Annotated in this window: 26 protein-coding genes; 23 read left to right on the forward strand and 3 right to left on the reverse strand. The window is 58.0% G+C overall.

From position 1 onward, the window contains the following. Positions 1 to 2 precede the first annotated feature (2 nt). From ACVWYP_RS13020 to ACVWYP_RS13040, 5 genes are all read left to right on the forward strand, one after another. A complete protein-coding gene (locus ACVWYP_RS13020) occupies positions 3 to 473 on the forward strand; it encodes a NifX-associated nitrogen fixation protein (RefSeq protein WP_016848158.1) in 471 nt (156 codons plus the stop codon). An 8-nt stretch (positions 474 to 481) separates the two neighbouring features. Next, entirely contained in the window at positions 482 to 682 is a 201-nt protein-coding gene (locus ACVWYP_RS13025; RefSeq protein WP_016848159.1) for a CCE_0567 family metalloprotein, read from the forward strand. A 13-nt stretch (positions 683 to 695) separates the two neighbouring features. Next, positions 696 to 1001 (forward strand): ferredoxin III, nif-specific, encoded by a 306-nt coding sequence (fdxB, locus tag ACVWYP_RS13030; protein WP_016848160.1) that lies wholly within the window; start codon positions 696 to 698, stop codon positions 999 to 1001. Between the two features lie 595 nt (positions 1002 to 1596). After that, positions 1597 to 2448: a hypothetical protein gene (locus tag ACVWYP_RS13035; RefSeq protein ID WP_016848161.1), complete on the forward strand. Its 852-nt coding sequence runs from the start codon at positions 1597 to 1599 to the stop codon at positions 2446 to 2448. 664 nt (positions 2449 to 3112) lie between these two features. Then, a complete protein-coding gene (locus tag ACVWYP_RS13040; protein WP_028343126.1) occupies positions 3113 to 3493 on the forward strand; it encodes a Rieske (2Fe-2S) protein in 381 nt (126 codons plus the stop codon). Between the two features lie 9 nt (positions 3494 to 3502). Here the strand turns inward: ACVWYP_RS13040 and ACVWYP_RS13045 are convergent, their stop codons facing one another. Next, entirely contained in the window at positions 3503 to 4093 is a 591-nt protein-coding gene (locus ACVWYP_RS13045; RefSeq protein WP_016848163.1) for a hypothetical protein, read from the reverse strand. Positions 4094 to 4369: 276 nt separating this feature from the next. Between ACVWYP_RS13045 and ACVWYP_RS13050 the strand changes: the two genes are divergently transcribed. From ACVWYP_RS13050 to ACVWYP_RS13120, 15 genes are all read left to right on the forward strand, one after another. Continuing rightward, positions 4370 to 4690 carry a HesB/IscA family protein gene (locus ACVWYP_RS13050; protein WP_028343127.1) on the forward strand — a complete coding sequence of 107 codons (321 nt, stop codon included), beginning with the start codon at positions 4370 to 4372 and terminating at the stop codon, positions 4688 to 4690. A gap of 19 nt (positions 4691 to 4709) precedes the next feature. Next, positions 4710 to 4988, forward strand: coding sequence for a hypothetical protein (locus ACVWYP_RS13055; protein WP_016848165.1), 279 nt, complete (start codon positions 4710 to 4712; stop codon positions 4986 to 4988). Between the two features lie 18 nt (positions 4989 to 5006). Further along, the gene (gene nifS, locus ACVWYP_RS13060; protein ID WP_028343128.1) at positions 5007 to 6200 is read left to right on the forward strand and encodes a cysteine desulfurase NifS; all 1194 of its coding nucleotides are present in this window, start codon (positions 5007 to 5009) and stop codon (positions 6198 to 6200) included. Continuing rightward, positions 6197 to 6421 (forward strand): putative nitrogen fixation protein NifT, encoded by a 225-nt coding sequence (gene nifT / locus ACVWYP_RS13065; RefSeq protein ID WP_016848167.1) that lies wholly within the window; start codon positions 6197 to 6199, stop codon positions 6419 to 6421. The genes nifS and nifT overlap by 4 nt, the downstream gene beginning before the upstream one ends. After that, a complete protein-coding gene (locus tag ACVWYP_RS13070; protein WP_038386972.1) occupies positions 6418 to 7281 on the forward strand; it encodes an SIR2 family NAD-dependent protein deacylase in 864 nt (287 codons plus the stop codon). Before nifT ends, ACVWYP_RS13070 begins: the two co-directional genes overlap by 4 nt. A gap of 340 nt (positions 7282 to 7621) precedes the next feature. Next, on the forward strand, positions 7622 to 9178 hold the full coding sequence (nifB, locus tag ACVWYP_RS13075) for a nitrogenase cofactor biosynthesis protein NifB (protein WP_016848169.1): 1557 nt from the start codon (positions 7622 to 7624) through the stop codon (positions 9176 to 9178). Positions 9179 to 9186: 8 nt separating this feature from the next. After that, positions 9187 to 9411 (forward strand): 4Fe-4S binding protein, encoded by a 225-nt coding sequence (locus tag ACVWYP_RS13080; protein ID WP_075968411.1) that lies wholly within the window; start codon positions 9187 to 9189, stop codon positions 9409 to 9411. 166 nt (positions 9412 to 9577) lie between these two features. Further along, positions 9578 to 9931, forward strand: coding sequence for a hypothetical protein (locus tag ACVWYP_RS13085; RefSeq protein ID WP_028343130.1), 354 nt, complete (start codon positions 9578 to 9580; stop codon positions 9929 to 9931). Continuing rightward, positions 9928 to 10248 carry a nitrogen fixation protein NifZ gene (locus ACVWYP_RS13090; RefSeq protein ID WP_016848171.1) on the forward strand — a complete coding sequence of 107 codons (321 nt, stop codon included), beginning with the start codon at positions 9928 to 9930 and terminating at the stop codon, positions 10246 to 10248. Before ACVWYP_RS13085 ends, ACVWYP_RS13090 begins: the two co-directional genes overlap by 4 nt. Continuing rightward, the gene (locus ACVWYP_RS13095) at positions 10245 to 10484 is read left to right on the forward strand and encodes a nitrogen fixation protein NifZ (protein WP_016848172.1); all 240 of its coding nucleotides are present in this window, start codon (positions 10245 to 10247) and stop codon (positions 10482 to 10484) included. Before ACVWYP_RS13090 ends, ACVWYP_RS13095 begins: the two co-directional genes overlap by 4 nt. 15 nt (positions 10485 to 10499) lie before the next feature. After that, the gene (locus ACVWYP_RS13100; RefSeq protein WP_016848173.1) at positions 10500 to 10859 is read left to right on the forward strand and encodes a DUF3024 domain-containing protein; all 360 of its coding nucleotides are present in this window, start codon (positions 10500 to 10502) and stop codon (positions 10857 to 10859) included. Positions 10860 to 10894: 35 nt separating this feature from the next. Next, positions 10895 to 11164 (forward strand): hypothetical protein, encoded by a 270-nt coding sequence (locus ACVWYP_RS13105; RefSeq protein ID WP_016848174.1) that lies wholly within the window; start codon positions 10895 to 10897, stop codon positions 11162 to 11164. A 44-nt stretch (positions 11165 to 11208) separates the two neighbouring features. Beyond that, on the forward strand, positions 11209 to 12363 hold the full coding sequence (locus ACVWYP_RS13110) for a DegT/DnrJ/EryC1/StrS family aminotransferase (protein ID WP_016848175.1): 1155 nt from the start codon (positions 11209 to 11211) through the stop codon (positions 12361 to 12363). Between the two features lie 475 nt (positions 12364 to 12838). Next, positions 12839 to 13297, forward strand: coding sequence for a Rieske (2Fe-2S) protein (locus ACVWYP_RS13115; RefSeq protein WP_016848177.1), 459 nt, complete (start codon positions 12839 to 12841; stop codon positions 13295 to 13297). A 957-nt stretch (positions 13298 to 14254) separates the two neighbouring features. Continuing rightward, on the forward strand, positions 14255 to 14602 hold the full coding sequence (locus ACVWYP_RS13120) for a (2Fe-2S) ferredoxin domain-containing protein (protein WP_304498893.1): 348 nt from the start codon (positions 14255 to 14257) through the stop codon (positions 14600 to 14602). A gap of 550 nt (positions 14603 to 15152) precedes the next feature. On the opposite strand, the gene ACVWYP_RS13125 is transcribed toward ACVWYP_RS13120, so the two are convergent. Beyond that, complete coding sequence (locus tag ACVWYP_RS13125; protein ID WP_304498894.1) at positions 15153 to 15884, reverse strand: OmpW/AlkL family protein; 732 nt, start codon at positions 15882 to 15884, stop codon at positions 15153 to 15155. 151 nt (positions 15885 to 16035) lie between these two features. Here ACVWYP_RS13125 and ACVWYP_RS13130 point away from each other — a divergent pair, with 151 nt between their 5' ends. After that, positions 16036 to 16350 (forward strand): hypothetical protein, encoded by a 315-nt coding sequence (locus ACVWYP_RS13130; RefSeq protein ID WP_304498895.1) that lies wholly within the window; start codon positions 16036 to 16038, stop codon positions 16348 to 16350. A gap of 8 nt (positions 16351 to 16358) precedes the next feature. Here ACVWYP_RS13130 and ACVWYP_RS13135 read toward each other — a convergent pair whose 3' ends face one another. Continuing rightward, the gene (locus tag ACVWYP_RS13135) at positions 16359 to 16781 is read right to left on the reverse strand and encodes an ArsC/Spx/MgsR family protein (RefSeq protein ID WP_304498896.1); all 423 of its coding nucleotides are present in this window, start codon (positions 16779 to 16781) and stop codon (positions 16359 to 16361) included. 798 nt (positions 16782 to 17579) lie between these two features. On the opposite strand from ACVWYP_RS13135, the gene nifH reads away from it, so the two are divergent. After that, the gene (nifH, locus tag ACVWYP_RS13140) at positions 17580 to 18464 is read left to right on the forward strand and encodes a nitrogenase iron protein (RefSeq protein WP_026192307.1); all 885 of its coding nucleotides are present in this window, start codon (positions 17580 to 17582) and stop codon (positions 18462 to 18464) included. A gap of 136 nt (positions 18465 to 18600) precedes the next feature. After that, positions 18601 to 19314, forward strand: a complete 714-nt coding sequence (locus tag ACVWYP_RS13145; protein ID WP_244435925.1) for a nitrogen fixation protein NifQ — start codon at positions 18601 to 18603, stop codon at positions 19312 to 19314. Positions 19315 to 19682: the final 368 nt, after the last annotated feature.

Consider the following 19682-nt stretch of genomic DNA (forward strand, 5'->3'; position numbering starts at 1 on the left):
AGATGACCGAGGCCACAGAAATGGCGCAGCAGGGCGACGCCCTCGATTCCCCGTTCCTCAAGGAACTGGTCAAGATATGGCGCGCTCAGGATACCTACGAAGCCTGGGAGGCCAAGAGCGATTTCGAGCTGCTTGAACCCTATATCTTGGACAAGGAGAAGCGACGGGCACTGCCGATTGTCGGCGATCCTGATCCCGACACGCTGTGGCGGCTGGAGCTGTTCTTCAATGCAGTCGCACTCTCGATCGAGAGGGCTACCGGCGTGATGATCCAGCCGATGCTGAAGATGCATCATGAAGGTTTTGGCCGCATGGTGCTGATCGGGGGGCGGCTGATCGCCGTGAACAGGCAGCTGCGCGATATGCATCGCTTCGGCTTCGATAACCTCGCAAAGCTCGCGCAGGAGGGTGACAAATATGTCAGGGGCGGAATCGACTTGATTCGGAAATTTCCGGACGTGGCAAACTATTGAGGGCATTCATGAGCGATCGTGAACTACTGAAGGCGGAGCTAAAGAAACTTTCGGCCAAAGCGCTCCAGGCCAAAATGGATCTGCACGACCTCTCGGAAGAACTTCCCATCAACTGGACATCGATCATGGTGGTGGCGCAGAAGGCGCATGATGCCTATGCCGAACTCGAACGCAAGAGCCATGATTTGAAGGCGCTGGAAGTTAACTAGAGGAGGCCGATTCATGTCATTTGCAACGCGTGATGGCCGCGACTGGACGCCGGACTACTTGATCTCGATAGATGCCAACAAGTGCATCGGCTGTGGCCGGTGTTTCAAGGTGTGCGGTCGAGATGTCATGACGTTGAGGGGGATCAACGAAAGTGGCGAACTTGTCGACCTCGACAATGACGATGACGATGACGACGAAATTGAAAAGAAGATCATGGTTTTGAATGATCAGGGCGCCTGCATCGGCTGCGGAGCCTGCGCCAGAGTTTGCCCGGCCAGTTGTCAGACCCACGGATCAGCCGCAACCGAAGCTGCGTAAGCCGAAGGCCGGGTCTGTCCCTACGGCAGGCGTGCGGCATGTAGCGGGCGAGAGCCATTGCTGGTCGCGTGCAACACGGGCGTGAAGATCAGGCCGGCCTGCGCTGATAGTCTCGATGGTCTAGACGACCTGCCGCGGCCCGACGATGCCGCTGCACCGAACGGCGGGGACAGCGCAACAGCGCGTCACGAAATGGTCGATATCGGCAGCACACGACTAAAACGCACAGAACTGGAAAACGAGAGCGTAAGGGCGGGCCGGTCCTCGATAGACGTGTGCATTTGTTCAAGTATCTGATCAAACCCCCAGCCTGCAAGTGCTCTAATGAAAGGCGATCGCGCGTGTGGCGATGAGTGGCCAGTCCTTGAGGGATGGACCATCGTCATATGACGTAATGTGCACTCACCGAATGCAATTCGATGAGTTGCGCGTGCGGCGAATGCGCGCGGAGCGCCTGGTCGTAGCGTGCGAGGCGGACAGAGGCTTTGCGCTATCTGGGTCAGCTTGCGGTAAGCTAGGCTGTGTATTCTAGTCGGCAGAGCTTGCGCGGCACGAGCTCAACAGCGTGGAAATTTGCCGATAGGAGAGCGATCTGATGTATGGCAGAATCGTTGGCTCATCGAGCCCGTCCACAGGCGCCAGCCAAGCTGATGAAGCGGGAGAGGCGGGGGACAGCTCGCATTTTACGGAAATGGTTGCAGGCGTCGGTTCAAGTGGGGCGTCGCCGGCGCGATACTCTCTGGAATCCAATCCGCCCATTTCCGAGATCGATCGCTCTTCCTTCAATGACGGACTGTGGAGATTTCTGGGTTCTGATATCCAGAGCATCGCAAGTAGCCGGGAAGAGTACTCGGATTTCGTATCCAAGAAAGCTGAGCGCGCAGCAACGGTCGCTGGAAGCTATCTCCACACCTACGATGATCTGTCCAGGCCAGCGAAATTTTTCAGCTATAAATTGGGTGACGAAACGGTCGGCCTCTTAAGAGTGGGAGGTCCGGTTCGGATCAAAGGAGACGCCTTCCGGAACCAGTTTGGCCGCAACGATCTGACGTCTGTGGTAGACCTTCGGGTGACACATCCCCTGGTCGAGAATGCGGGCGATATTCTGCTGGAACATCAACTGAGAATTGATGCGCGCAACGGCGCTGAGCCGCTGATCTTGTCAAAACCAGCCTTAGGCGGGATGGAACCCCGCCTGGCGGAAATGGGTTTTGTTCACGTGGGGCGAAACCACTGGGTGCTTGATCCTCACCAGCATCCGGAAGTGTGGACCAAGAATGAGAACGATGAGTGGCAGCGAGTAGGCAAGCCTACAAAGTACCTCGCCAAGGCAGGGGATGGTGATAGCGCGACCCAAGCGCCTCGCCAGTTTGACTCTTCTGACGAAGATGATTCGACAGAATACTACTACTTGGAGCGCGCCCTTGCGGGGCTGCACACAGAGTAGAGCAGCTGTAAGTCGCGGGAGCCGGCAGGAAATGGCTGGCGTTTCGTGGATTGCGCGCGCCAGCGAAGGCTATGGCCTGATGAGGCGCACGCTCCCGGTGTGCGCCCAAGGATGATTTTGGCGGTGACCGCGGTTACCGCCAACAGCGGGCACGCCGACTTTAAGGCGTGCCTCGCTGCCAGCTATTAGATCGACTGCAGCAACGACGCGTGCGGCGTTGTTAGCTGGCGGTCAATGCGGCGTCTGCGGAGCATTCAGCAGTCCCTGCATTTTCGACGGTCTTGGTTGAAATGCATCATTCTCATCAGTCAAGCTGCGCGGGCCCGCAAACGCGAGCACATCTATGCACATGCGAAGATCGAGAATACAAAGAGACGGTGTGCTTCGTCACATGCCGTAGACAGCCGCACCATTCCGCAGTGCGATGCGACTCGCCTGACTGTGGACGAAAGCGGAACCTTCGAAAGGCTAGAAGATCAATGCTTGCGCGGGATTCGTCTCATCATGCACCAACGCGAGTGAGTTGTTGTACAGGCGAGCTTGTACGTCTCGAGTGCTACAATGCGGAGCCAATCTGGCGCGCTCCTACGGTTGTCGCATTGTTGATACAGGTGATATGAAGCGTGTCGTCGTAATCGACGAGCAATGAACGCAGTCAGACGCCATTTACGCGATTTGCGGTCTTAGCGACATTCCAAGCCGCCGGGCCATGGGATTCCGTCTTATGATCGTCGATCACGACGGCAATCAGCGGCCGTGGTCTATCGTTGTGGTGCGCTGGGGCAAGACGGTGCTCGGTTATCTCAATAGATGCCCGCACAACGGCGTTAATTTGGACTGGGAGCGGAACGAGTTCCTCGATCCATACGGCGTCCGGCTGATGTGCGGTAAACACGGATCGACCTTCGAACTTGGCACTGGCCGGTGCGTCGAAGGTCCGTGCAAGGGCAGAGCGCTCACGCCGATCGCCTTGACAGTTCTGGATGGTGATATCTGTGTCGTCGGCGTGCGTCTTGTCGAAGACGATACGCCTTTTGATGAATGAAGCCAGCGCTCAGACCGGCCGATTTTCGTTTCGATTCTTCACGGGTTCCATCCTCTTCAGCCCATCTTCGTACGAGATCTCATCACAGGACAGATCCAGATTCTTTGCCGCATCGAGCAGGTAATCCAGCTTGCCACCTGAATCGAGCTTCTTGATGTCGTCCTTGTTGATTCCGACCAGGTCCATCATCTCCTTCCAAACTGTGGACTCGTCGCACGGAAGGACGTGGAAAGTGGCATCGCCAAGCCTGACTCGGTATTTCGCCAGCAGATCTATGTTGTTGCAGAACATGAAGTAGCTGCCGTCGGGGCTTAACGCGCCGTCCAGCACGCCTGCAACGTCGGCAAGATAGGCGAAGGAATGCAGATAGCCGGCTAGCACCGGAATGGTTCGCTCTCCATCATGGGCGATGGTCAAAACTTGTTCGATCGAATAGTCCGGCGGCCGCTTCTCGTCCGCGACCTGGGTTTGGAATTTCAGTGCGACGTCACCGCGAAAGCCGAACCGCCCAGGCTTAATGGTCCCGCCTTTGAATACGGCATTGAGCAGGCGACCCTCCTTCTCAAGTCTGCCGAGTGCGGTGTTCTCGATTGCAGTCATTAGAACGTTCCTCGATCTAAGCGTTTCACCAACGCTTCGGCGTCGGTGCGAGATGCAATGCAAATTGCTTGCCGCCCATGTGCAGCGGTCTGCGGCATAGCCGGGAAGGAAAAGGCGTGAAATGGGCACCGACAGCCTGAAGCAGCCTTGTCCGAAATTCGACACGAGTACCAAAGTCAACAGGCGTGGGCCGAAAAGGCAAGCATCATCAAATGTCTGCACGCTGGCACATGACTTGCCAAGAGCACGCAGTCCTAAGCAGATGAAGGATAAGCCATGATCAACCTGACGGATAGCGCGGTGAATGCGGTCAAGAGTGCGATTTCATCATCGACACAGCCAGCTGGCGGCCTGCGCATTATGGTCGAGGCAGGCGGCTGCAACGGGTTCAAATACACGATGGGTCTGGTTGAGGAACCGAAGCCCGACGACAAAGTGATTGAGTGCGGTGACCTGAAGGTGTTTGTCGACGACAAGAGCCATCAACATCTGGTCGGAACAACCATCGACTTCGTGATGGCGCTGGAGAGCTCAGGCTTCACCTTTCACAACCCGAACGCCACCTCGAGCTGCTCCTGCGGAAAATCGTTCAGCTGATATGAAAGAGACATCAAGCATGCTGGCCGAATCAGAGCAACTCAGGCAATTGCAGGCCGCCGTGAACGGCCGAAAACCGCGCATTCGCGCCGTACTCGAGGAGATCCGACCCATTCTGCAACGGGGTGACGGCAGTCGAGTGATCCGGATCGGTGGCAGCAGGAACGTGGTCAGCGTTGGTGGCAGCGCGTTTTGCGAGCTTTTGAGCGGATCGTTGGAAGGCATGCAGGCGCGGCTTGTCGAGAGACTCGGCGAATTCGTCCGTTTCATCCCGGTTGCTGCAGCAGCCAAGGCGTGAGATTGAGTGGGGGATCAGGTGCCGATTTATCTCGATAACAACGCGACGACGCGGACTGATCCGTCCGTCGTGCAAGCCATGTTGCCTTACTTCACCGAGCGATTCGGCAATGCCTCATCCAGCCACGCCTTTGGCGGCGAGGCCGCAACCGCGCTGAAGCAGGCGCGCCGTAGCTTGCAGGATCTGTTGGGGAATGCCGACGATCATGAGATCATTTTTACCTCAGGTGGGACCGAGGCAAATAATGCTGCCATCCTCTCGGCGCTTGCGAGCCAGGAAGGCCGTGACGAGATCGTTACCACCTCGGTTGAGCACTCCGCCATCCTTTCGCTGGTCGAGCAATTGGCGCCGAAAGGCGTCAAGACACATATCATACCGGTAGATTCCCGCGGCCGGCTCGACATCGAGGCGTTTCGCTGCGCGCTCGGGCCCCGCACGGCGATCGTCTCGACCATGTGGGCCAATAACGAGACCGGTACGATTTTTCCCGTGGAGTTTCTGGCCGGGTTGACCCGTGAGGCAGGCGCGCTGTTTCACACCGATGCGGTCCAGGCCGTCGGTAAGGAACGCGTCGACCTGAAGGACAGTGCGATCGACATGCTGTCGCTTTCGGCGCACAAGCTGCATGGCCCAAAAGGGATTGGCGCGCTCTATCTGCGCAAAGGGACAAAATTCCGGCCGCTGATCTGGGGTGGATCGCAGGAACGTCGGCGCCGCGGCGGTACTGAGAATATCCCCGGCATCGTTGGTCTTGGAAAAGCTGCGGAGCTGGCGGTGGAGCGGCTCGAGCCGGAGCGTGTTCGCATTGGTGCGTTGCGCGACCGCCTGGAGCAGGGGATTTTGCACAGCGGCGAGTGCGCGGTGCTCGGCGATGCTAGCAATCGGCTAACCAACACGGCCAATATCGCGTTCGATGATCTTGAAAGCGAAGCAATCGTCCATCATCTCAATCGTGCGGGCATTGCAGTGTCGCTGGGAGCAGCCTGCAAGTCCGGCTCAATGGAGCCATCGCATGTTCTGCGCGCCATGCGGGTGCCGGAGCGGAGTATGCGCGGCGCGGTGCGCTTTTCTCTGTCGCGTGAAACCTCTGTTGCGGAGGTCGATGAGGTCGTGTGCGTACTATCCGACATCGTGGCTCGCCTGCGCGCCAATTTGCGGGGATCGGCCAGTCTGCCCAGCTATGCGCGGCAGTCGAGGGAGTTGAGCTCGTGAAGATCATGATTCGCCGCGCTCCGGACTCGGGCCTGTCGATCTACGTGCCGAAAAAGGATCTCGAAGAGTCGATCGTGGAATCCGAGCACGAGACGCTATGGGGCGGCTGGATCAAAATAGCCAATGGCTGGGTGCTCGATTTACCGCAGATGGCTAGCGATACGCGCTTGCCGGTGACGATCAACGCCAAGAAACGAGGTGAAAACGGTGACGATCCGTGAATGCGCCCGTGCAAATCGATTTTGTCAACGCAACCGATGCTAAGGCCATTCTCGCGGACGTTGCTGCCGGGCTGAGGGCCGCGAGCATTGTTCCCTATATCGGTCCTGGCCTTGCCGAACTGTCCAGACCCGATGTGCCGACGACGCCTGAGGCGTTATCTGCTTTCTTCGCCAGCAAGGTCGCGTTGCCGCGACGGGCCAAGAGCAATGCATGGGCCGCGGCGCAGCACATCGAAATCAACAAACATCGCTCCACCGTGACGGCATTGATGGCGCAGGCCTTTGCTCGGCCGGTCGAGCCGACCGCCTTGCACGATCATCTTGCGTCTCTGTCGCTGCCCATCATAGTCGACGTATGGTATGATGGCGCGATGCGCGGGGCGTTGGATAAGCGCGATGGATGGGGCGAAGTGCAGGGTATCACCCGCGCCAGCATTGGCGAGAATCGTTGGTATCGCTTTTATGACCAGGTTGGCCAAGAGGTCGACGGTGTCGTGGCGGATGGCTGGGCGACGGTGCTGTACAAGCCGCATGGCGGTGTGCAGCCGGCAAAGAACTTCCTGATCTCCGACGCTGACTATGTCGAGGCGCTGACCGAAATCGACATCCAGACACCGATTCCGGACATCATCAAGGAAAGGCGGATCGGACAGAGCTTTCTCTTCATCGGCTGTCGGTTCAACGACCAGCTGTTGCGTAGCTATGCCCGGCAAATCATCAAGCGTTCGGCCAAAACCCACTATGCGATCGTTGATCTGGATGCGCTCTCACGCAATGAGCTCCGCTTTCTGCGCGAGCAGGGCCTGACGCCGCTTGCGATTGGATTGCCTCGCGCAGTCGAGATACTGCTCACCCATTAGTGCGTTGCGAAGTCGGATCGCCAGCTCTCATCGGACTATTGTGAGATGCCGCATCGCATCAGGGCCAACGGGGAAGGAGCCGGGATCGCGCATGCTTGGCGTTTGAATGAATGCACCCGCCGTGGAGCTCGGCGGCAGGAATACGACGTGCTTGTTGGCTTTCAAACACGCGCATGGTTGCTGTTCTTGCATTCGGTTGCGTTGCTGTTCCAGCTAACTGTTTGGCGTATGGCTACAATCGCATCGACTCTACCATGGCATATGAGTTGCTACTGCTCTTGCTGAGGCTCTCGGGGCTGGTCCTGAGAAGCCGAAGATTGCCTGCAGGGAGACATGGAAAATGAACGCGGTCGTCGGGCGCGGAAAATGTGCCAAAGCTGCGGTAGGTGCCAGCAAGATGGTGCAGGCCGCCGAGCATAAGGGCTGCCGCACCTCGTCCAACTCCGGGCAGGCGAGTTGCGGCTCGCGGGCAGGGCAAGGCGATCTGCCGACCGAGATCTGGGAAAAAGTGAAGAGCCATCCCTGCTACAGCGAAGAGGCGCATCATCATTACGCGCGCATGCACGTCGCAGTAGCGCCAGCCTGCAACATCCAGTGCAACTACTGCAACCGCAAATACGACTGCGCCAACGAATCACGTCCGGGCGTGGTGAGCGAGAAGCTCACGCCGGAGCAGGCGGTAAAGAAAGCGCTTGCGGTCGCGGCCACTATTCCCCAGATGACCGTGCTTGGCATCGCCGGTCCCGGCGATCCGCTGGCCAATCCAGAAAAGACGTTCAAGACGTTCGAACTCGTCGCCAAAGCGGCTCCGGACATCAAGCTGTGTCTATCAACCAATGGGCTGAGCCTGCCAGATTATGTTGACGTCATCGCCAAGTCCAAGGTTGACCATGTCACGATCACCATCAACATGATCGACCCCGAAATCGGCGCCAAGATCTATCCTTGGATCTTCTTCAACCACAGGCGCTACACCGGCCTCGACGCGGCAAGGGTACTTGCCGATCGCCAGCTGCTAGGCTTGGAGATGCTTAGCGAACGGGGGATCCTGTGTAAGGTCAACTCTGTGATGATCCCGCATATCAACGACGGTCACTTGGTCGAAGTGAACAAGGCGGTGAAGTCGCGCGGCGCCTTCCTCCACAATATCATGCCGCTGATCTCCGCACCCGAGTACGGCACGGTGTTTGGCCTCAACGGTCAACGCGGGCCGACAGCGCAGGAATTGAAGGCGCTGCAAAATGCTTGCGAAGGGGAGATGAACATGATGCGTCACTGCCGTCAGTGCCGTGCCGATGCTGTGGGTCTACTCGGAGAAGATCGCAGCGCAGAGTTTACGACCGACCGAGTCATGAAGATGGACGTCAAATACGATCTCGAGATGCGCAAGGCTTACCAAGACCGGGTAGAGGATGAGCGTGCTGCCAAGGCCGCGGCCAGCAAAGAAGAGCTCGGGGAATTGGCCGGAGCGGCGAGCGAGATCTCGCTTCTGGTGGCAGTCGCAACCAAAGGCTCCGGCCTGATCAACGAGCACTTTGGACATGCGAGGGAATTCCAAGTCTACGAACTTTCCACATCCGGCACTAAATTCGTCGGCCACCGCCGCGTAGACGTCTACTGCCAAGGCGGTGATGGGGAGAAGGATAGGCTTTCGACTATCATTCGCGGCATCAATGACTGCCACGCGGTGTTCGTGGCCAAAATCGGCGGCAGCCCGAAAAGCAACCTGATCAAGGCCGGAATCGAGCCGGTTGATCAATACGCGCATGAGTTGTTTGAGAAGTCGGCGATCTCCTGGTTCCGATCTTATCTCGACCGGGTGAAAAGCGGTGAGATCCAGCACGTGAAGCGCGGCGACGCGTCGATTCGGCAGAAAGCCGTGATCTCTGCGGCGTAGGGGGGGATGTGCCATTCAAGATCATTGCTTCGCAGTGTACGAGCTGCTCAGCCTGCGAACCCTTGTGCCCGAACGTTGCAATCTCTGAGAAGGCGGGGAGCTTCGTCATTGAACCGGCAAAATGTACCGAATGCATTGGCTATTTCGACGAGCCGCAATGCGTCGCCGCCTGTCCAGTCGACAATACCTGCGTTGTTGACACATCCTTGGCGCGATACCAGGCGCCAGCCTAAAGGTGAGCCCAGTGAACGGATTGCCGCCGCTTGATGATGCGAACCGTGCCCAGGAATGAGCCCATGCGCCTGCTCCTGCGAAGCGAGCCCCATCGCAGCCTCGCCGTCTGGCCCGGATCTTCGCTTGATGTGCGAGGAATGGCGCCGATGCTGGCCGGCCAGCACAATGAAGTTGATCGCGCCGTTGCGCGCCGCATCGCTGCAGCTGTTCTACCGATTGATGAGTCATGCGGAGGTCGAGTGCCGCCACTCTCTGGCATGGGTTGTCCGCGATGAGTGGCCGTTAGCCATGGCGAACGACCCGAACGCCTCCGTGCGATTCGAGAATATGCAGGGACTGTTGCCGAGGGTGCGAACTGCACCGCAGCACGGTCCTGACCGGTATCTCCGCCTTGAAATGGCGTGCGGCATTGCCGCTGGTGAATCGCGGGATGTCTTCGAGAATGAGGACAAATCGATGCAGGCCTCGCTTGCGCTGGTATGGCGGCGGCCCTGCGTGTCCATGAGGAGCGCTGCATGAATAAAATCGTTCGCGATAGCGACGTCGTCGAGCTCAGCGGGCCGCCTGTCTTCAGCTTTAGCGAAAAGGTACGGGCCAATCGCACCATCCGTAATGATGGCACCTTTCGCGGCAAAGAGATTGGCGAGGTGTTGGTCAAGAAGGGAGAGGTGGGTTACGTCGTTTCGATCGGAACGTTCCTGCAGCAATTCTACATCTACGGCGTCGAGTTTCTCGAACGTGGCTACCGCGTTGGCATGAAGCGCAAGGAGCTTGAGTCGGTGGACGCGTGCGAGGAGATCGATGATTTGCCATTGCCGGAAGAGGCTGTGTCATGACTGAGGACCGCTTTCCGAAATATCGGCGGGGCCAACGCGTTAAAGCGGCGGTCGACCTCATCAACGATGGCTCTTTTCCCAATACGGAACCCGACGGGATCGTGCTCGGCGCCGGAGCAACCGGCGAGATCGTCAGAGTCGCTATCCATACCGAAGCCGACGTGCCGATCTATACTGTCGATTTTGGTGTGCAACGGCTCATTGGCTGTTTTGAAGAAGAAATCACGGTGCTCTGAAGGGGGGCTTTCGCGATGACTGCCGCGCTGATGAGGAAGGTAAAAACCGGGTTGGTTCCTCACCCAAACGAGCTCGATCGCATGCGGATCGAGCGCGGCTTGAGCTCGCGCAAGCGCTATCTGTATGTCTCGCCGAACGTGACGCCAGTGAGGGGTGGTTATCTGATCGAGAGTCCCTGTTGCTCGCGCAATATCGACCAGGATGGTGGTCTCATTGATGTCGCGCTGATTCTTTACGACACCGTCAGTGGGATCTGGAAGCTGTTTTGCAAGAACCACGCGCAAGGGATCTGGGAATTTTACAGCCTTTACCACCACTTGACTTCAGCAATCGATGAGTTGAACGCGGATCCGGAGCGCCTGTTCTGGCAATGACGACGACCACCTTAGGGAGTCCTAGAGGAGCCACGATGGCGCTTACTGCGGAGGAATTGATTGAAATCGAAGGGCTGCTTGCTGTCGACGGCGCGGACATGGGCCCCCTTGTCGAGCTGCGGCGCCGCTTTCCGCAGCTTGCATGCGTTCGCTGCGATGCGTCGGATGTGACGGATCAGCCGTTCCGGCGGTTCCCTCGTTTCGATCTGCATTTGCTCGACGGGTCGGATCACTGCGTGCAGATTACGGCCGATCCGAAGCGGGCGACCGGCATCGTGTTGGCAAGAAGGAATGTTGCGCGGTGAGCGGGATTGAACTGGCAGCGCATCGGCTTGATGGTGCGGACAGGATGGAGGCAAATACGTCCTTCATTCCATTGTCCGATCCCGATATCACCTTCGCCGAGCTCTCCGCCGTGGAAACGATTCTGTGCTCGCCGCAGATCTCCAATGGGTCGGTCACTGAGGCGTTCGAGCACGCTTTTGCAGCCTATCTTGGCCGCAAATATGCCGTTGCGGTCTCGAGCGGCACCATTGGGCTCGTGCTTGCGCTCAAGGCGGTCGGCATCGGGCCAGGGCAGGAAGTCATCGCTTCGCCCTATTCACTCCGCGAGACCGTCCATGCGATCGGTCTTGCAGGCGCGCGGGCGGTATTTGCCGACATCGACTATTGGTCGGGAACATTGGTCCCAGATAAAGCCGAAGAGCGCATCACGGCCCACACGCGGGCGATTGTCGCCGGCAATCCCAACGGCCATCCCGCGCCGTGGTCGGAATTGCGGGCGATCGCGCAGCGCCACCATCTGGCGCTTCTAGAGGATTCCACCGAAGCAATCGGATCGCGCTACAAGGGCGAACTCGTCGGCCGGTTTGGCGACCTGGCGGTCTTCGACTTTGCCCAGCCCTTGGCCCTAAGTTGTGGCGAAGGCGCAATGGTGGTAACGGACGATATCGACATCGCGGTTGGCTTGCGTCGCTATCGCGCCCACCGCCTGGACGAACGCTCCTCCGTGATCGTCGGTGCCGCAGCACCATACCAAGCCGGCATGAGCGATCTCACGGCAGCCTTGGGTCTGGCGCAGCTCAAGCGTCTCGATGAAATCCTGGAGCGTCGTCGGCTGGTGGAGCAGCTCTACAACGCGCATATGCAATCATTTGAGGGCATCAAGCCGCCTTACGTTGGTCCCCATGTGACCGAGGTGAATTGGTTGCTCTATCTCGTCCATCTTGGAACACGCTTCACGCGATCCGGTCGCGATGCCATCGTCGATGATCTGCGAGTCGCCCAAATTGAAGCCGTCGCTTATAGCCATCCGCTGCACTTGCAACGCCACTACTTCGAACTCGGCTATCGACGTGGCGATTTCCTTGTTGCCGAAAAGATCGCCGATCGCGCCCTGGCGCTGCCGTTTCACACCCATCTCACGAACGACAGGATCGAGTTCATTGTCGAAGCCGTAAAGGATGCCTCGATCAACGTGGGCGCAGGGGCAGCGATCTACTGAGATGCGCGTCATCCACCACATCGAAGGACCACGATTGAATGCGATGATCCCACTTGCAACGTCGCGCGAGATGAGCGGGGCGACCGAGGGGGGCCGTGGGCACGAAGAAGACCTGCTCGAAAGTAGCGAGGCGCGGTCTCCAAGCCGCGGCTGGAGGCCACGCAAGCTGCCGGAAACGGAGCACGTCGCAACAGAGATCGTCAGTTTCGGCTCGGGTCTTTAAAGTCGGCCAAATAGGGGTTGCCATGACTTCTCAACAGGTCATCATTCACGTCCGCTTCGCTCCAAACGGGAGAGTGATCCAAATCAGCGAGCGCCCGGCGAAGCTCACGCCGAACCAATGGTTTGATGTCCTCAATACCCGTGCCGGCTCGACCTATCGGCCGCTCGCTCGTGGCCGCGGCGTTTTTCGGCTGGCCCGGGCTGCAGTCGAAGCTTTCAAGCAGGAAACTGCGAGGCCTGGATAAGCAAAGGGATGATCGGCCCGATGTGTGATCAGATCGAGGTGTTCGCCGTCTGTCCGGTCGATGCCATCGAGCGGTGTGGCGCCAAGGCCTTTAGCTTGTCGCAGGTAGACGACAGCGGCGAGAGCCGGCCGTTTCCAATTGTTGTGGTTCGCACTTTTGACGATGACTATCTAGGCTACGTCAATCGTTGTCCGCATGACAGCTTATGGCTCAACATCGGCTCCGGCGAGTTCTTCTCCTCCGATCGCTCCTTTCTCAGATGCGCACGGCACGGTGCGAAATTTGAGATCGACACCGGGCTGTGCATCGATGGTCCCTGCACTGGACAAACACTTGAGCCGATCGCACTCGCCGTCATCGAAGGTGACGTCTGCCTGTGTGGCATCAAGCTACTTGAGGATGATCGGTTTTCCGAGCCGTTCGAGGACAGCGACGAAACCATGGATATAACGATCCATCCCGATTAGCAGGCGTCACTTGGCTGTTGCTCAACACGTCTCCGGGGCGTTGTCGCCGAATAATGCCATCGTACCAGCGAGTGCTGGGCGCGGACGCGCGTCAATGCTTTGGCGTTGAGAGGCGAACAGCCGAACCTCGTGCGACCGCGACCTTCGCGGCACCTAGGAGGTGCTTTGGCGCTAGCGCACCAAATCGAGCCAGCAGGCCATTGCCGCCGCTGGATACGATGTCTTTGAGAAGGAAATGCCCTCGGCGGTTACGCCGAGGGCACCGTCTGGGCTGGTTGAAATGGGGGGACCCAGACTGACAGGACCGTTTGGTCTGGAGGAATGACGATCCTGTGTACAATTCTTGGACGACCGCCGAAGCGGGCGTAGCAATTGCAATGCCAAGCTTTCGTTCATGCGATGCCCTTAGCGAGTGCCGCACCATAGTCAGCCGATGGCGGCGGCCAACGTCGAATGCACGAACGGGCGCGTTGGCGAGGTCCGGCTATTGTGCGTGCGAACTGTGCGCAACGCGAAATGCTGAAGCGGGAGCGTATCAAACGCGATGTGCCATATGTCATGCATGGAACAAGGGAGGGCGACAATGTTGCAACCTCGGCATAATTGTCAGTCGCGCCGGATAATCGTCAGTCGCGCCGGAGCAGAGAATGAGATCGCTGAAAAAATGAGCGCTGCGCATCTGGTGCAGAACTTGCTTGGAGAAGTTGGATCGTTGCGTAAGTAATGCGGAGGGAGACACCGGTTGAAACTGATCAAGGAGGATATTCTAGATGTCGAGTATCGCTGATCGTCAGCGACCATCATCGGCATGCCGCCCGCTTTCCGCAAGCTGGAGTGGGAATTAGTAGGATCAATTGGTCGATGCGGCGTTCGACTGAGGAGCAGGTTGTTCGGGCGGATGCGCTCGGATCTTGTCTCTGTTCAGATGATGGAGGCCGTTGATTTCAGGATAGGCGCATGAACGCAGAAACCGAATTCGAGCTTCCTCAACTTTATAGGCATCACGTCTTTGCCTGCAACACGCAGCGTCCGCCGAATCATCCGCACGGCAGTTGCGGCGCTTCTGGGGCGCAGGCCCTCTGGGATCGGATGGGCAAGGCTATCGAAGCGCAAGGCCTCACTGATGTCGGCTTCACGGTGACGGGCTGCCTTGGCTTTTGTAACTCCGGTCCTTTGATGGTCGTCTATCCAGACGGAATCTGGTATCGCGCCACCACGCCTGAGGACGTTGATGAAATCATAGACTCTCATCTCAAGCAGGGCAAACGTGTCGATCGCCTCGTGATGGTACTGAGGCGAAGCTAAAGGCGTCGCTTGAGCGACGCTCGCCCTTTGTATCAAACATCGCGGGCGTATCCGCCCAATAGCTGGCATCTTGGAACGTTTGACAGTGATCGGATGCCCTAACGCTTCCAGTACGTGCCCAACACGGGACTGCTTACTTGTCGCTATGGCTTTGGTTTCAAGAACATGCGCTACAAGGTAAGCCTTGATTGGATTCTACTCATGATCGGGGCCGAAGAGCCCTGAGCTCACGTCCCTTGCAAGTGCGGTCGTTCTCTCGCAGGGGGCGAGCGCCTTGAATTCTCAGCGCCGATAAGCAGGCGGCCGCTTCTGTTAATGCCAGGAAACACGAGCAGGAGCCTATCGCTAGTGGCTCGATTTGCTTGTTTTCCACCACTTACCGACACATCCGTGACGCACAGCGAGAGCAATGCTGGGAGTGGCTCCTGGTCACCGGCGAGACGACGTGTCTTTACGCATCATCTCGCTGGCGTTTGCACTGTATTATAACGGAGAGACGCGTCCGGCGACCCGGCGCGTCCGGGAAGTTCACTGAAGCGTGTTTCCAGCCTCAGAACTTGTAGGTGATGCCACCGCTGACGAGCCATGGGTCGATATTGGCGCGACCAGTGACGGCAATCGCATTGTTCACGGTCGCCGAATAATCCGGCCGCAACCACAACTTCTTCACGTCGAAGTTGAGGCCCCAATGGCGGTCAAGCATATAATCGAAGCCGAATTGGACCGCGGCGCCGAACTGGTTGGCGATGTGCAAATCCGTCACGGCAAGGCCGGCGAGCGACGTATTGGCAGCCGATTGGTTGAAGAATACGGTGTAGTTGATGCCCGCGCCGATGTAAGGCTTAAGCGGGCCAAAATCGGTGAAGTGATATTGCAGAGTCAGCGTTGGCGGCAACAGCCAAGCCTTGCCGATATCTAGTCCATTTAGCGTACCTGTGCCGCTGATGTGATGGCGGCTCACACCGAGAATGAGTTCGGCGGCAACGTTTCTTGTGAAGAAATAGGTGATATCGAGCTCCGGTACCGCTTGGTCGCTGATCGATAGTCCGGAAGCTGGCGAGGATAGCGGCGACGCCCCGGCGACATTGACGGAGCTGCCTGCGGTATCAGGTAAAACGCCGAGAACGCGCAGGCGGATCATCCACGGATTGAAGGGTTCGATTGGGGGGGCTTTGTAGTAGATAGGGGCCTGCGCCAGATCGGCGGCCTGAACCGACATGCTGGCCAACGAGCTCGCGAGCGCGAGCAACGATGTCGTCGTCAGAATTGTTTTGATCCTCATCGAATTCTCCATTCCAAAGTCCGCGCGAAGAGTCGCGCGAGATCTCTGTCACACATGGGAGACGGCGATTGATTTGATGCTGATCAAAATGGTGGCGCACGTAGCGCGATTATGCAGCCACGTTGCATAAGGATCACGACCGCGAAGCGCCGTGGTTCTGTCCGGATCGCTTATTCAGTTCAATGTTCCGTCTGAGCCGAATCTATTCAATAACCGTGTCTCGGCTCAAAGCTCTGATCAAATCCAGACTGCAGGAATCTTGCGCGATAAACGCGATCGAACTGCGGTGGTTTCCCACACCGCAGGCGACGAACATGTCTTATTCAAACCGAGCAATCTGAGCGCCGCTGGTTACGAACTGCCACGCACGTCGGCGTTCTCGCCGAACATGCAGCCGGCCAGCCTTGACAAAGCCGGTAAGGGAAGATCGTTGTTCGCATTGGTTGGCGGGCAGTCGTATGATTGATCGTATCCTCACATCTGCGGGCAGTGCGTGCCCTGTTGTTCGTGGGAGCATGCCTCAAGGTCATCTTGCATGTTCCGGCCAAGCAACGACAGCACGGCTTCATGATCGAATCCGGCGCATCTTGCACCATCGACGTCGATTAGCGGGCGTCTGATCAGGAGCGGATCTGCCAGCATTAACGCCAGTGCACTCGCTGCGTCGATTGCGTCAGGATTAACTTCGCCTGACCTGATACGAGGCGCGGTTCGGTTGAACCAGGATGCAATCGGCGTCCTGCCGAAGAAGTGTCGCAATTCCTCCGCAGCCCACGGCTTCTTCAATATATCCTTGATATCCTTGGCTATCACGTCATGGCCAGCGGCTTTCAGCGCCAGCATCTGACGTGCATTGGTGACGCAGCCTGGTTTTTGATAAAAGACGATTGTCGCCATGGTATGCCTATCTGGGTGCGCGGAGCTGAACGATCGGCGGCGGGTTCCGCTATGTGGGAGAGCGCATTTGACGCTCGCAAACGATCACACATAAGCGGTTTAAGCACCGTACCGTGCTTGCGCCCGCCTTAACGCCTTCGTTGGACCACTAATTCATCAATGAGAATTGGCCTTTCATGTCTCGCAAACGAAGCGCGTAGCAGGGCGGCGGCTAGTTTCGATCCGAGGCACCCTTGTGAGGCGCTTCTTGCTGCCTTCAGGCTCAGGCGCGTCGTTCTGATCAGTTGGATCAATTGGTAGGTGAGCCGCACAATTTACCTCGCATCATCGACCACGAACCTCATCGCCGGTCACATGCCTTAGAGATGCCAACCTCGACCTGCATCTCGCTCTGCCCAAATTGCCGACCACTGGCTTGCAAGAAGAGGAGCAAGTCCCGTTCCATTTGAGAGCATTGGATCTGGTCATGCCAAGCTGCCGTTTTCCAGCATGATGGGTAGGGCCGGTGTTCGTTTTCTGACAGCCGAGCGGATCCTGTCCGGTGCAAAACACTCCGGGGTTATTCAACAGCTCGTTGGCTTTTTAGAATGCAATCAGAAGCTTAATGAGCGCGGACAGTGTTGGCATGACGGTTGCTATTAAGCGGCAGCAACACTGAGTGAGGGCTGAGTGCACGCCGACGCGTAAGGCGAGCGATGCGCTCCTTCCCTTGAACCCGTGTGCCTCGTTTCTGAGAGAGAAACAAGCTCGCGTGTAGGAAGCGCGCAACTTTTGGCAAATCGGTTGATGGAGAACAACATGTCTTCACTGAGACAAATCGCGTTCTACGGAAAGGGCGGCATCGGCAAGTCGACCACTTCCCAGAATACGTTGGCGGCACTGGCCGAGATGGGTCAGAAAATCCTGATCGTGGGATGCGATCCTAAGGCGGACTCGACCCGCCTGATCCTGCATGCCAAGGCGCAGGACACGATTTTGAGCCTTGCAGCGAGCGCCGGCAGCGTGGAGGACCTCGAACTCGAGGACGTGATGAAGGTCGGCTACAAGGACATTCGCTGCGTGGAGTCCGGCGGTCCTGAGCCGGGTGTCGGCTGCGCCGGCCGCGGCGTCATCACCTCGATCAATTTCCTGGAGGAAAACGGCGCCTATGAAGACATTGACTATGTGTCCTACGACGTGCTCGGCGACGTGGTTTGTGGTGGCTTTGCGATGCCGATCCGTGAAAACAAGGCGCAGGAGATCTATATCGTCATGTCCGGAGAAATGATGGCAATGTATGCCGCAAACAATATCTCCAAAGGCATCCTGAAATACGCCAACTCTGGCGGCGTGCGGCTGGGCGGCCTGATCTGCAACGAGCGGCAGACCGACAAAGAGCTGGAACTGGCGGAGGCGCTGGCCAAGAAGTTGGGCACCCAGCTGATCTACTTTGTGCCGCGCGACAATGTGGTGCAACATGCCGAGTTGCGCCGCATGACGGTGCTGGAGTATGCGCCCGAGTCGAAGCAGGCCGATCACTATCGCAATCTTGCGACCAAGGTTCACAACAATGGCGGCAAGGGCATCATTCCGACCCCGATCTCCATGGACGAGCTCGAGGACATGCTGATGGAGCATGGCATAATGAAGCCCGTCGACGAATCCATCGTCGGCAAGACCGCCGCCGAGCTCGCGGCCTCGTAAGGTCGCGGGTCGCGGCCTTGTGAAGGCGCGCGACGGATGCCGGTCTCCCTCACCCCCCATCCGGGGAGACCGGCATTCTGACGATCACCCGGCCAGCTAGAATGGGACGGGGCAAACGTGACGCTGTAAAAGATTCATGCCCAAAGCGAACTTCCATCCGTTTGCAGCTGTTTGCGCCGACGCGGGCAGCGAGGTGCAAAGAGGAATTGCGACCTATCGAGCGCTCACTGGTGTGCCTCCCGAAGAGGCCGACATTGCGACCGACAGCAATTTCGATTGCCATGTCCTGGCGTCAATTCTGGCGGCCGCCTCGATGGATGGTGGCCCGCTTCCCGAGAAGGCCGGCCTGTCCGGCCACGAGCTGGCGGCCCTGCTGGACCACCATTTTCCATCGGTCGGGGTCAAGGTTTCGGAGCAGCTCCTGGCTTTCAACTGCGATGAGAACGACGAAATCGCAATGGTGCGCGATCTCTTGCTCAAGCAACGCTCAACGGAAGGACGTATCGGGGGGTGGCTAGCCGCGATGATTGCACGCCGCGCCATAGAGCCAAACCACTTGTGGGAAGATCTCGGATTACGCAGTCGTGGCGAACTCTCTCGGCTGCTAAGCCGCCACTTCGCGCCGCTCGCCGCGCGCAATAACAACAATATGCGCTGGAAGCGCTTCTTCTACCGCTCGCTGTGCGAGGATGAAGGCCTCGTCATGTGTACAACGCCCGTTTGCACGCAATGTAGCGATTTCAATCTCTGCTTCGGCGAAGAAAGCGGCGAGAGCCGGATGGCAGAACGTCGGCGCGACGTTCTGTTGCAGGCGGCTCGCCCGGTCATCGGCGTCGACTGGCCCATTTAAGCTGTTGCAAGGCTCGATCGCCCAAGTCAGCTAGAACCCGCGCGCGCTTTGGCCAGTTCAGCAGGAGCTGGAGGGCGCGGCTAACGCCGTTTCGATGCGCGCGCGACCATGGGTCTAAGGCGGGCGGGCCACAAATACTCCGCGACATTCGTGCCTACCGGCGTGTCGCAATCGCGTTAACATTCGAGCTCGGTGTTGCGAGAGGCAGGATGAGCCGTCCGCTTCATAAGCCTGTCGCGTTTGCGACAATCAATTAGCGAAGGCAAGCTAGCCGCTGAAGTAAGCATATTGTTTTCAACGGGTTAAAAAGCGTGGCGGGCTGGCATGGGGGTTGCTGAAGCGCCTGTGGGTCAAAAGCAATGAGGAGC

It is taken from the genome of Bradyrhizobium sp. USDA 3262 (assembly GCF_054060035.1).